Origin of the sequence: Azospirillum lipoferum 4B (genome assembly GCF_000283655.1) — a bacterium.
GTDB classification, from domain to species: domain Bacteria; phylum Pseudomonadota; class Alphaproteobacteria; order Azospirillales; family Azospirillaceae; genus Azospirillum; species Azospirillum lipoferum_C.
The window spans coordinates 773578-785963 of sequence record NC_016622.1 but is presented as its reverse complement, the minus strand read 5'-3'; the positions used below and the strand labels follow the sequence as shown (position 1 = coordinate 785963).

12 protein-coding genes and 1 pseudogene are annotated in these 12386 nt (G+C 68.4%); all 13 read right to left on the bottom strand.

The window, feature by feature from the left end; translation table 11 throughout:
* Positions 1-18: 18 nt before the first annotated feature.
* Entirely contained in the window at positions 19-1956 is a 1938-nt protein-coding gene (ftsH, locus tag AZOLI_RS03595; protein ID WP_014247220.1) for an ATP-dependent zinc metalloprotease FtsH, read from the bottom strand.
* 82 nt (positions 1957-2038) lie between these two features.
* Entirely contained in the window at positions 2039-3400 is a 1362-nt protein-coding gene (gene tilS, locus AZOLI_RS03590; RefSeq protein ID WP_014247219.1) for a tRNA lysidine(34) synthetase TilS, read from the bottom strand.
* A complete protein-coding gene (ybgF, locus tag AZOLI_RS03585; protein WP_014247218.1) occupies positions 3400-4263 on the bottom strand; it encodes a tol-pal system protein YbgF in 864 nt (287 codons plus the stop codon). The genes tilS and ybgF overlap by 1 nt, the downstream gene beginning before the upstream one ends.
* Before the next feature lie 414 nt (positions 4264-4677).
* Positions 4678-5148, bottom strand: coding sequence for a peptidoglycan-associated lipoprotein Pal (pal, locus tag AZOLI_RS03580; RefSeq protein WP_044549598.1), 471 nt, complete (start codon positions 5146-5148; stop codon positions 4678-4680).
* Between the two features lie 150 nt (positions 5149-5298).
* Positions 5299-6651 (bottom strand): Tol-Pal system beta propeller repeat protein TolB, encoded by a 1353-nt coding sequence (gene tolB, locus AZOLI_RS03575; RefSeq protein ID WP_014247215.1) that lies wholly within the window; start codon positions 6649-6651, stop codon positions 5299-5301.
* Positions 6652-6653: 2 nt separating this feature from the next.
* Positions 6654-7856 (bottom strand): hypothetical protein, encoded by a 1203-nt coding sequence (locus tag AZOLI_RS03570; RefSeq protein WP_014247214.1) that lies wholly within the window; start codon positions 7854-7856, stop codon positions 6654-6656.
* Positions 7857-7872: 16 nt separating this feature from the next.
* Positions 7873-8355, bottom strand: coding sequence for a protein TolR (tolR, locus tag AZOLI_RS03565; protein WP_044549594.1), 483 nt, complete (start codon positions 8353-8355; stop codon positions 7873-7875).
* A 3-nt stretch (positions 8356-8358) separates the two neighbouring features.
* Entirely contained in the window at positions 8359-9093 is a 735-nt protein-coding gene (tolQ, locus tag AZOLI_RS03560; protein WP_014247212.1) for a protein TolQ, read from the bottom strand.
* Between the two features lie 59 nt (positions 9094-9152).
* On the bottom strand, positions 9153-9641 hold the full coding sequence (gene ybgC / locus AZOLI_RS03555; protein WP_014247211.1) for a tol-pal system-associated acyl-CoA thioesterase: 489 nt from the start codon (positions 9639-9641) through the stop codon (positions 9153-9155).
* Positions 9628-10701, bottom strand: coding sequence for a Holliday junction branch migration DNA helicase RuvB (ruvB, locus tag AZOLI_RS03550; RefSeq protein ID WP_014247210.1), 1074 nt, complete (start codon positions 10699-10701; stop codon positions 9628-9630). The genes ybgC and ruvB overlap by 14 nt, the downstream gene beginning before the upstream one ends.
* Positions 10698-11324, bottom strand: a complete 627-nt coding sequence (ruvA, locus tag AZOLI_RS03545; RefSeq protein ID WP_014247209.1) for a Holliday junction branch migration protein RuvA — start codon at positions 11322-11324, stop codon at positions 10698-10700. Before ruvA ends, ruvB begins: the two co-directional genes overlap by 4 nt.
* A gap of 3 nt (positions 11325-11327) precedes the next feature.
* The gene (locus tag AZOLI_RS33130; protein ID WP_244442551.1) at positions 11328-11696 is read right to left on the bottom strand and encodes an endonuclease domain-containing protein; all 369 of its coding nucleotides are present in this window, start codon (positions 11694-11696) and stop codon (positions 11328-11330) included.
* Positions 11697-11879: 183 nt separating this feature from the next.
* A pseudogene (gene ruvC / locus AZOLI_RS33125) lies at positions 11880-12371 on the bottom strand (crossover junction endodeoxyribonuclease RuvC); the annotation flags it as partial.
* Positions 12372-12386: the final 15 nt, after the last annotated feature.

Genomic DNA, 12386 nt, shown 5'->3' with positions numbered 1-12386 from the left:
TTTCCGAACCGAGAGCCCTCAGGTGCCCTGCGGCTCCGGACCCATGCCACCGCTTTCCTGCCCGCTGCTGGGCGGAACGGAGGAGCGGCGTCCGCCGGCGGTCGGGCGCGGCGGCGGGGCGGCGACCGTGTCGCGGTCGTCGTCGCGCAGGATCGGCTCGCCGCGCAGCAGACGGTTGATCTCGTCGCCGCTCAGCGTCTCGTATTCCAGCAGGCCCTTGGCCAGGGTGTGCAGCTGGTCGATGTTCTCGGTCAGGATCACCCGGGCGCGCTCGTAGCTCTCGTCTACGATGCGGCGGATCTCCTCGTCGACCAGCTGGGCGGTGCGGTCGGACATGTTCTTGTGCTGGGTCACCGAATGGCCCAGGAACACCTCCTGCGTCGGCTCGCCGTAGAGCAGCGGGCCGAGCTTGTCGCTCATGCCCCACTCCGTCACCATGCGGCGCGACATCTCGGTCGCCATCTTGATGTCGCCCGAGGCGCCGGTGGTCACCCGCTCCTTGCCGAAGATCAGCTCCTCGGCGATGCGGCCGCCCATGGCGACGCACAAATCGGCCAGCAGCTTGGCCTGCGACAGGCTGATGCGGTCGCCTTCCGGCAGGCGCATCACCATGCCCAGCGCACGGCCGCGCGGGATGATGGTGGCCTTGTGGACCGGATCGCTGTCGGCGCAGTGGATGGCGCAGATGGCGTGGCCGGCCTCGTGGTAGGCGGTCAGCTTCTTCTCGTCCTCGGTCATCACCATGGAGCGGCGTTCCGCACCCATCATGACCTTGTCCTTGGCGGCCTCGAACTCGGCCATGCCGACGACGCGCTTGCCGATGCGGGCCGCGAGCAGCGCCGCCTCGTTGACCAGATTGGCCAGATCGGCGCCGGAGAAGCCGGGGGTGCCGCGGGCGATGACCTTGGCGTCGACGTCCGGCGACAGCGGAACCTTCCGCATGTGGACCTTGAGGATCTTCTCGCGGCCCAGCACGTCGGGGTTCGGCACCACGACCTGACGGTCGAAGCGGCCCGGACGCAGCAGCGCGGGATCGAGAACGTCCGGACGGTTGGTCGCGGCGATCAGGATGACTCCCTCATTCGCCTCGAAGCCGTCCATCTCGACCAGCAGCTGGTTGAGGGTCTGCTCACGCTCGTCGTTGCCACCGCCCAGGCCGGCGCCGCGATGGCGGCCGACCGCGTCGATTTCGTCGATGAAGATGATGCAGGGGGCGTTCTTCTTGCCCTGTTCGAACATGTCGCGGACGCGGGACGCACCCACACCGACGAACATTTCGACGAAGTCCGAACCGGAGATGGTGAAGAACGGCACATTGGCTTCGCCGGCCACCGCGCGGGCGGTCAGCGTCTTGCCGGTACCCGGCGGGCCGACCAGAAGGCAGCCCTTCGGGATCTTGCCGCCCAGCCGCTGGAACTTCTGCGGGTCCTTCAGGAACTCGACGATTTCCGTCAGCTCCTGCTTGGCCTCGTCGATGCCGGCGACGTCGTCGAAGGTCACGCGCCCGACCTTTTCGGTCAGCAGGCGGGCACGCGACTTGCCGAAGCCCATCGCCTTGCCGCCGCCGGACTGCATCTGGCGCATGAAGAAGATCCAGACGCCGATCAGCAGCAGCATCGGGAACCAGGACAGCAGCACCGAGAACAGCGACGGCACGTTGCTGTCGTCGGGGACCGCGTTGATCCGGACGTTCTTGTTGGTCAGGCGCTCGACCAGACCCGCTTCCGGCGGGACATAGGTGCTGAAGGAGCGGCCGTCCGAGAAATGGCCCGAAACCTGGTTGCCCTTGATCGTCACGTCGGCGACCTGGCCCCGGTCCACTTCGGCGAGAAGCTCGCTGAACGGAACGGTCGTTTGCGGGCTGCGGGTGGAGGAACTCTGGAACAGATTGAACAGGGCCACGAGCAGCAGCCCTATGATGATCCAGAGCGCGAGGTTCTTGCCGAAATTGTTCACGTCACACGCCTTTCTGCGAACCCATCGCCATGCGGTGCGCCGACAAGGCCGCACCCCGGACTCCTACGGGCACGTTCCCAGATTAAATAATGCCGCGCCGGTCCGAAACAACCGTAAAAGCTGGTCTTCCCAACGGCGAAATTGGACGGAAGATCGCGCAGTCCATCGGTGCCTGTCCATCCGCGTCGAACCCGTATGCGCCACCGATCGTCGGGATAGCAAGCATTTCCGTTCCCAACCAAAGGCTTGGCAGCGATTCGCGCACCGGAACCGGCAGGTCGGACAATCCCGGATGCCCACCCGGCCCCGCCCCTTTGCGCCACCCCGCGGCGCCGATCGCCGCGACCTCGACGGGCCGTTCCCACCGGTGCGACACCTGCAGGTCGAATCGACCATCCCACAGGACGCGCCCGCCGGGCGGAACCAGCAGCCTTTCCACCGCAGCCGCCGGTTCACGCGCGACCATGACGGCACCGCGGCGCATCCGCACCACGCAGCCGCCCAGGGTCCCGCCCTGCCCGTCGGCCAGCGAGCCGAGCAGACGCTCCAGCGCCTCGTCCCGCACCGGACCGGCCCCGCCGACCGCCGCCAGCGCCTGCGCCAGCGCCCGCAGCGCGATCTCTTCCGGGGCGGCCAGCAGCGGGACCGGATCGAACGTGACCCAGCCTTCGGGATGGATGGTCGCGGCCTGCGCCAGCAAGTCGGCGGTCGCCTGCTCCAGCGCGGCGCGGGCGCGACCGGCGCGGCGGGCGACCTCGCACAGCCGGTCGCCGTCCAGCCCCTCCCCGCCCAGCAGATCGCGGGCGGCGCGCAGCCGGGCACGGGCGAAGCGCGGGTTGTGGTTGGAGGGATCCTCAACCCACTCCAGTCCGGCGGCGCGGCAGGTCGCCAGCAGCCGGTCATGGGAAAAGCCCAGCAGCGGACGGATCACCCGAACGGCGCCATCGGCGCGCACCGCCGCCATGCCGGCAAGCCCGTCGGTGCCGGAGCCGCGGGCCAGCCGCAGCAGCACCGTCTCCGCCTGATCGTCGCGGTGGTGGGCCAGCGCCAGATGCAGGATGCCGGCCTCGACACAGGCGTCGGCCAGCAGCCGGTGGCGCGCTGCCCGTGCCGCCGCCTGCAGCCCGGAGACCGGCTTGTCCCCCGCCCAGCGAAGGATGCGGTGGGGAATGCCGATGCGGGCCATCGCCGTCCCGACCACCGCCGCCTCGTCGGCGGACTCGGCGCGCAGCCCATGATCGACGGTGAGAGCCAGCAGGTTGCCGCCCCGCTCTGCGACCCAATGCCGCAGCAGCAGGACCAGAGCCAGACTGTCGCCGCCGCCGGACAGGCCGACCGCCACGGCGGGCGCCGGCTCGAAGCCGTCCAGCGCCGCCATCGCGCGGGCGAACTCCCCTGGCGTCACCGGGGCGGCATCGCCCGGCCCGGAGTCGGAGTCGGCCATCAGCCCGGGCAATTGATGCGCTTGCGCTCCGTGTCGGCGCGGCGCTTCACGCTGGCCGAGGCTTCGGGGAACTTGGTCAGCAATTGGCTGAAGGCGGTGCAGGCATCCGACTTCTTGTTCATCTGCTGCAGCGTCATGCCCAGCTTCAGCAGGCTGTCCGCCGCCTTCGGGTTGTTGCGGTACTTGGACAGCACTTCGGCGAAGGCCTGGGCCGCTTCCGGATACTTGTTGCGGACGTAATAGCTCTCGCCCAGCCAGTACTGCGCATTGCCGGCATAGGCATGGCTCTTGTTCTTGACGATGAACTCCTGCAGCGCCTTCTCCGCCCGGTCATAGTCGGAGTTGCGCAGCAGTTCGAAGGCCTGCTCATACTGCTTTTCCGGCGACAGCCCGGCGGTGGACGGCGGGTTGGCCGTTGCGGTCTGCGCCGGCTTGTCGGCGGGCTTCTTGTCCTCCGCCTTCGCGGCCGCCTTGGGCGGAGCGGCGTCGGACATGGCCCCCCCCATTGCGCCACCCATGGCACCGCCCATCGCACTGCCGCCCTTCTCCAGGTCCTTCAGGCGGAAATCGATGTCGCCGTTGATCTTCTCCAGACGCTCGCGCAGTTGGCCGATCTGATAGGTCGACTCCTCGTATTTGCCGGTCAGCTCTTGCATCGAGCGTTCCAGGTTCTGCAGCCGGATCTCGAAATCCGCCGCGACGGAGGGCGACAGCTGCGCCACCTCCACCGGCCCGCCCAGTACCGCGACCTGCGTTTCCAGCGATTGCAGCCGCTCGATCTGCCCCTTCGACTGGGCCAGTGCGGGGCTTGCCGCGAGCATGCCACCCAGCAGCAGGGCGGCGACGGGACGGATGTGGGTCATGCGCGTGGGATCCTGAGGAGATCTGAGGCCGGAGGGCGGAAACACCCACGGCGACCATGGCAAACGAAAAAGGCGACGCAATGGCCGCTGTTTAGCAGAAGTTTCGCAGCGGCGCAAAGAACCGCCGTCGTCCTATGCCCGTGTTGGCGTATGCGGCAACGAACAAGGTGAAATCGCCTAAGGTGAACAAGCCCCTCTCCCCTTGTGGGAGAGGGGTGGGGGTGAGGGGGCGCAAGTCGATGGTTCCATCGGCCTTTGGCCTCTTACCCCTCATCCCAACCCTTCTCCCGCAAGGGGAGAAGGGCGTCCAATGCGGAACGGCTGCTGCACCGCCCGCCAAAAGAAAAGGCGCCGCACCGGTTGCCCGGCGGCGGCGCCTTGTCTCCATTCCCCGTCAGGCGGGGACCGGCGTCATCAGTTGACGACGGTCACGCCACGGCGGTTCTGCGACCAGGCGGCCTCGTTCGAGCCAACCACCGCCGGACGCTCCTTGCCGTAGGACACGACATTGACGCGGTTCGGGGTGATGCCCTTGGCGGCCAGGTAGTTCTTCACCGAGTTGGCGCGGCGCTCACCGAGAGCCAGGTTGTACTCGCGGGTGCCGCGCTCGTCGGCATGGCCCTCGACGGTGACGGTGACCGAGCCGTAGGTCTGCAGCCACTTGGCCTGACGGTCCAGGGTGGCGCGGGCCTCCGGCGACAGGTCGTAGCGGTCCAGGCCGAAGAAGACGCGGTCGCCGACGTTGACGACGAAATCTTCCGCCGAACCCGGACGGACCGACGACTGCTGGGCACCGGTGTTCGCGCCGTTGGCGGCGTCGTTCGGAGTGGATTCGCAAGCGGCAAGCAGAGCGACCGCGGCGAGAGCGAGGAACTTCATACGCATGTTCAGGGACCCCTTGAACGAAACTTGTTGAGTGGTCGGACAATTATCGGCGCGAGAGCCGCTTCTTTCCGCCAAGCCCCGACGAAAAGACGACGTCCAACCCAAGTCTTGAGCATTGCTCTCGCGTGGCCGCAAAATAGGGCTACTCCACTAGGGAATCAAGGGCGACCACGCGGGGTCCGACGCATCGACCGGGCTGCTGACGCGGCGCTCGTTGGCGCCGGTGATGTCGATGCTGTACAGCTTGGCATTGCGGCCACGGCCGTCACCTGACGGCAAGTCCTTGAAGAACATGAGAACACGGCCGTTCGGTGCCCAGGTCGGACCCTCGACGTGGAAGGCTTCGGTCAGGATTCGTTCCCCCGTCCCATCCGGACGGATTACGCCCACTGCAAAGCTGCTACCACGCTGGCGCGTGAAGGCGATCAGGTCGCCGCGCGGCGACCACACCGGCGTACCGTAGCGGCCCTCGCCGAAGGTCAGCCGCTTCACGCCCGAGCCGTCGGCGCCCATGACATAGAGCTGCTGCGTGCCGCCGCGGTCCGACTCGAAGACGATCCGCTGGCCGTCCGGCGAATAGCTGGGGGCGGTGTCGATGCCCGGCGCGTCGGTCAGCTGGGTCTGGCGGCGGGTGCGCAGGTCCAGCGTATAGATGTCGGTGTTGCCGTTCTGGGCCATCGACATGATGACCTTGTTGCCGTCCGGCGAGAAGCGCGGGGCGAAGGTCATGCCGGGGAAGTCGCCCAGGACCTCCTGGCGGCCGGTATCGATGTTGAACAGGTACACGCGCGGCTTCTTGTTGAAGTACGACATGTAGGTGATTTCCTGCGACGTCGGCGAGAAGCGCGGCGTCAGGACCAGGGTCTGGCCGTCGGTCAGGAACTGATGGTTGGCGCTGTCCTGGTCCATGATGGCCAGCTGCTTCTTGCGCGCGTTCGCCGGGCCGGATTCGGCGACATAGACGATGCGCGTGTCGAAATAGCCGTCCTCGCCGGTCAGCCGCTTGTAGATGGCGTCGGCGACGATGTGGGCGATGCGGCGCCATTCCTGCGGCGAGGCGCTGTAGCTCAGCCCCTGCATGTATTGGCCGGCGGCGACGTCCCACAGGCGGAAATCGACCTTCATGCGGCCGTCGCCGCCCGTGGTGGTGTTGCCGGCGACCAGCGCCTGGGCGCCCAGCGCCTTCCAGTCCTGGTAACGCGGCTCGCCGCTGCGCAGCTGGTCCGGCGTCTGCAGGAAGCCGCGCGGATCGAGCGGCTTGAACAGGCCGGACCGCTCCAGGTCGTCGGAGATGACCTTGGAGATGTCGGCGCCCATCTGCGCGTCGCGCCCGCCCGATCCGGCGAAGCTGGTGATCGCGATGGGCAGCGGCTCGGACACGCCCCGCGTGATGTCGATGCGCAACTCGGCGCGCGCCTCCTGCGGAGCGGCAACGCCGAGGGAGAGGAGAAGCGCGCCGGTCGCCCCGGCCAGCTTCAGCAGAAGCCTCGTCTTCGTCGTCATGGTCAGAACATGTCCCTCGGGTCGAAATTGAACACGATGTAGCGCCAGCTTTCATAAGTGTCAGCCGTGAACTCGCTGGAAAGCAACTCCAGCGGGCTCGACCGCTTGACCGCGCGCACGGCGGCATCCGCCGACGCGCGGAAGGCGGCGTCGCTCATGTAGCGCGACCGGTACTTGTCGTCGATCCAGGCGCGGACCACGCTGTGGTCGCGGCCGACCTCCACATGGATCTCGATCTGCATCGACGCGGCGTCCTTGCGGCCACTGTCGAAGTTCCAGTTCTTGCTCAGCTGCCCGCGGATGGCGTCCAGCGCGCGGCCGGACGGCTTGAACGGCTTGTCGGGGCCGTTCGTCGCCTTCGCCGCCCCGGCCGGAGCCGCGGATGCGGTCTTCTGGCTGGGCTTGGCGTCGCTGTTGGCGCTGGCCGATGCCTTGCCGTCCGCCTTCGGGTTGTCCGACGGCTTGATCTTCCCGACATTCGACAGCAGGTCGGACAGCGGGTCGGTCTTGGCCGACGGCTTCTCCGGCTGCTTCGCGGGAGCCTCCGTTTTCTTCGGATCGGCCTTGGCGGCATCCTTCGGCGGCTCCGCCTTCGCGACCTCCTTCGGCGGCTCCTTATGCGGCTCCGGCTTCTTCGGCTCGACCTTCGGCGGTTCCGGTTTGGGCGGTTCCGGCTTCGGGGGCTCGGGCTTCTTCGGTTCCGGCTTGGGAGGCTCGGGCTTGGGCGGCTCCGGTTTCGGAGGCTCAGGCTTCGGCGGCTCCGGCGGCTTGGGAGTTGGCGACGGCGCCGGATCCGGGGGCGGAGGCGGAGGGGGTGGCGGCGGAGGCGGAGGGGGCGTCGGGGCCGGCTTGGGCGGTGGCGTCGGCTCGCGCGGCGGCGGCGGCACCTGGGCGACCTTCGGCGGCTCCGGCGTCTTCGTCGGTGGCGGTGGCGGAGGCGGCGGTTCGTCCTCCTCGTCCGGCGGCTCGGGCGCCGGCGGGGCAGGCTTCGCTTCGGGTACCGGCGGACGGGCCGCCGCGCTGGCGGCCGGCTTCGGTTCGCCCTTCTCGACGCGGGCGGCCTCGGTGATCTCGCCGACGTCGACGATCTCGATCGGGATCGAGGAGGCGATTTCGAGCTTGCGATCGCTGGGCGGCATGCCGAGCACCATCAGCGCGACCAGCGCGACGTGCAGCACCGCCGAGGCGATCAGGGGCTTGCGCATGGGAGTTCCGCCCGCCTCAACGCGCCGGCTTGGGTGCACCGACCCGCGCGCTGGACGCGGTCGGGCCGTTCGGCATCTCGGCAACCAGACCGACCTTCTTGAAGCCGGCGGCGCTCATGGTGCCCATCACCTCCAGCATCTTGCCATAGGCGATCTTGGCGTCGCCGCGGACCAGGATGCGGGCCTCCGGGTTGTTGTTGGTCACCGCGATCAGCAGCGGCACCATGTTGGTCAGCTCGACCGCCGTCTCCTGCACGAAAACGCGGCCGTCGGTCTGCACGGTGACGAACAGCGGATCCTTCTGCTGCTCCAGCGGAGCAGCGTTGGTCTTGGGCAGGTCGACCGGCACGCCGACGGTCAGCATCGGGGCGGCCACCATGAAGACGATCAGCAGGACCAGCATGACGTCGATGAACGGCGTCATGTTGATCTCGGCCATCGCGCGATAGCCCCGGCGCTTGCCACGCCCGTGGGATTTGCCTGCGAGTTGTCCGGCCATGGTTCAGGCGGCTCCCCGCTCCTCGAGGTGGCGGGACAGGATCGCCGAGAACTCGCCCGAGAAGGTGTCCAGCCGGTCGGCGTAGCGGCCGAGGTCGGTGGAGAACTTGTTGTAGGACAGCACCGCCGGGATGGCGGCCAGCAGGCCCATGGCGGTGGCGAACAGTGCCTCGGCGATGCCGGGCGCCACCACGGCGAGGCTGGTGTTGCCCGAACCGGCGATGGAGGTGAAGGAATTCATGATGCCCCAAACCGTGCCGAACAGGCCGATGAAGGGGGCGGTGGAGCCGACCGAGGCCAGGAAGGTCATGTAGCGTTCGGCCCGCGCCATCTCGCGGCCGATGGTCACCGCCATCACCCGTTCGACCCGCTGCTGCAGCGAGCCCTTCATCGTGCCGGCGATGCCGCGGTCGGCGGCGTGGCGCCATTCGCGCATGCCGGCGGCGAAGGTCGCGGCCATCGGGTCGGCCGGCGCTTGGCCGATGCGGTCGTACAGCGCATCCAGCGAGCCGCCGGACCAGAACGCCTCCTCGAAGGCGTCGGCCTGGGCGTTCAGGCGGCGGATCCGCATCAGCTTCTCGATGATGATCGCCCAGCACCAGACCGAGGCGACGATGAGCATCAGCATCACGATCTTGACGACCGCATCGGCCTGCCAGAACAGGCCGAGCATGGTGATCTCATGTGCCGTCGTGGCGGCGGCGTTGCCGGCCAGTTGGGCGGTTTGCAGGGCGTCCATCGCAGTCAGTCTCGCGTTTGCGCTGTTGGCACGGGGTGGAAAGAGAAGTAACTGGAAAATCAGGCTAGTGGAGAGGAGCTTTGCTTGTCGTGCAGCGTCTCCATCGCCGCTTTCACCGGGTCCGGCAGGCGTACGGCCCGCCCGGCCCGGTTGATCGTCACCAGCTGCAGGTCGGCGCGCGCCAGCACGCGACCGTCGCGGCGGATGACTTGTGCGACTGCGAAGGAGGCACCGCGGATATCGACGATTCGGGTTTCCACTTCAAGCGTGTCCTCCAGCTTGGCAGGCGCGTCAAAATCAATGGTCAGACGCCGTACCGCAAATGACACACCTGTGACATCGCCCGAGCCCTCCGCCATCTCCTTCTGACGGAAGCCCATCAGGGTGAGCATCTCCGTCCGCGCCCGCTCCGCAAAGCGGAGGTAATTGGCGTGATAGACGATGCCGCCGGCGTCGGTGTCCTCGTAATAGACCCGCAGCGGAAAGCGGTGCGTACCGTCCTCGGCGAACCATCCTGAAAGCGAGGCGGCGCGCTCACTCATCGCCATCCCCTTCCGTCGGATCCGGAACCCGGTCCAGCAGGTCGAGCTGCCGGATCGGCGCGTTCGGCGGGTTGAGGCCGAGATAGCGGAAGCCCTGATCGGTCAGCATGCGCCCGCGCGGCGTGCGCTGCAGGAAGCCCTGCTGGATCAGGTAGGGTTCGACCACCTCCTCCAGCACGTCGCGCTGTTCGCCCAGCGCGGCGCCCAGCGTCTCCACGCCCACCGGTCCGCCGCCATAGTTGTTGGCGACCAGCCCGAGATAGCGGCGGTCCATGCTGTCCAGCCCGAGCCGGTCGACCTCCAGCCGGGTCAGCGCGGCATCGGCGACGCGCTTGTCGACCTCCTCCACCCCCGCCACTGCGGCGAAATCACGCACCCGGCGCAGCAGCCGGCCCGACACGCGCGGCGTCCCGCGCGAGCGGTTGGCGATCTCGCGCGCGCCCTCCGGCGTGATGCCCATGCCGAGCACCCCGGCGGCGCGGCGCACGATCAGCTCCAGCTCGTCCGGCTCGTAGAATTGCAGGCGCACGGGAATGCCGAAGCGTTCGCGCAGGGGCCGCGTGATCAGGCCGCTGCGCGTCGTGGCACCGACAAGGGTGAAGGGCGGCAGGTCGATCCGGATGGACCGCGCCGACGGGCCTTCGCCGATGATGAGGTCGAGCTGGAAATCCTCCATGGCGGGATAGAGCACCTCTTCCACGGCGGGATTAAGGCGATGAATCTCGTCGATGAAGAGGACGTCGTGCGGCTGCAGGTTGGTCAGCAGCGCCGCCAGATCGCCGGCCCGCGCGATGACCGGACCGGAGGTGGCGCGGAAGCCGACCCCCAGCTCGCGCGCCACGATCTGCGCCAGCGTGGTCTTGCCCAGGCCGGGGGGCCCGAACAGCAGCACATGGTCCAGCGCCTCGTTGCGGGAGCGGGCGGCCTGGATGAAGATCGACAGGTTCTCGCGCGCCTGGCGCTGGCCGATGAACTCGGCGAGCGACAGCGGACGGATCGACGCCTCGCCCGAATCGCCGTAGCCCTGGCCCGGCTGGACCAGACGATCGTTTTGGGGGGCGCTCATTGGCTCAGTTCCTTGAGGCCCTGGCGGATCAGATCGGACACGCCGGCGTCATCGCCCAGCACGCGCCCGGCGGCGACGACCGCGCCGAAGGCCTCCGACCGGCCATAGCCGAGATTGACCAGCGCCGACACCGCGTCGGCCAGCGCCGGGCTGGCGCCGGGCACGGCGGCGGGGGCGCCCTTGCCGGCCGGCGCGCCCACGGTCGCCGCGGGGCCGAGCGCCAGATTGCCGACCTTGTCCTTGAGTTCGTTCAGGATGCGCGCCGCCACCTTCGGCCCGACGCCGTCGGCGCGCACCAGCGCGGTCTTGTCCTGCGACGCGATGGCGCGCGTCAGCTGGTCGGGGTCGAGCACGCCGAGGATCGACAGCGCCAGCCGGGCACCGACGCCCTGGATGGTGGTCAGCAGCTTGAACCACTCCCGTTCCGCCTGATCGCCGAAGCCGTGCAGGACGATGCGCTCCTCGCGGATGAAGGTCTCCACCACCAACGACACGCGCTCGCCCACCGCCATGCGCGACAGCGTGCGGTTGGAGCAGGACAGCAGGTAACCGACTCCGTTCACGTCGAGCACGACCCAGTCGGTGCCGGTGGAATCGACGATGCCGGTCAGCTTGGCGATCATGGTTCAGGACTCCGAGTCCCTCTCCCGCCCCGGGAGAGGGTGGCCCGCAGGGCCGGGTGAGGGGTTCGCCGCGGCGACCGGCCGCCGCAGGACGGAAGTTTCGTCCAAGCGCGCCTTGATAGTCGTCAGGACACCGTCGAGGTTGTCGCCAACATCCGTATTCCAGAACCGCATGATGCGAAAACCGGCCTGCTCCAGCATCCTGGAGCGTCGTTCATCATGGGCGGCGCGCTGCTCTGCATGCTGGCCGCCATCCAGTTCGATGATCAGCCGGTGATCGTGTGAAACGAAGTCGACGGTAAAGCCGAATATTGGTTCCTGACGACGGAATTTCGCCCCCAGCTGGCCGTTCCGCAGCTTCTGCCACAGCATTTTTTCCACCTCGGTGGAATCGCGGCGAAGCACGTGGGCGCGTTCGGTTTCTTCGGGGGTCGGGAGGCGTTTGGCTTGTTTGGCGAGTGGCGGGGTGGATAGCCCCTCACCCTCCCCGCCTGCGGCGGGTCCCCTCCCTCTCCCGGGACGGGAGAGGGCGCTTTGCGCCGGTTGGGACGCTTCACCACCCCGCCGCCACATCGTCCAGCTTGCGCGGTGGTGCGCATGGCAGATCGCCACGGCGAGCGCGTCGGCGGCGTCGGGGCTGCCGATCTCGCAGCCGGGCAGCAGCAGGCGCACCATGGTCTGGACCTGCGCCTTTTCGGCGCGGCCTTGGCCGACGACCGCCTTCTTGACCATGTTGTTGGCGTATTCCGCCACCGCCAGCCCGGCCTGGGCCGGCACCAGCAGCGCCACGGCGCGGGCCTGCCCCAGCTTCAGCGTCGAGACGGCGTTGCTGTTGACGAAGGTCTCCTCCACCGCCGCCTCGTCGGGACGGTAGCGCTCCACCACCGCCGACAGGGCGTCGTGAAGCTGCAGCAGCCGCTCGGCCAGCGGACAGGAGTCGTCGGAATGCACCGCGCCGTCGGCGACGTGGCTCAGACGGTTACCCGCCACGTCGATGATGCCCCAGCCGGTGTGGCGCAGGCCGGGGTCGATCCCCAGCAGCCGCACCGGCGAAGGCACCCC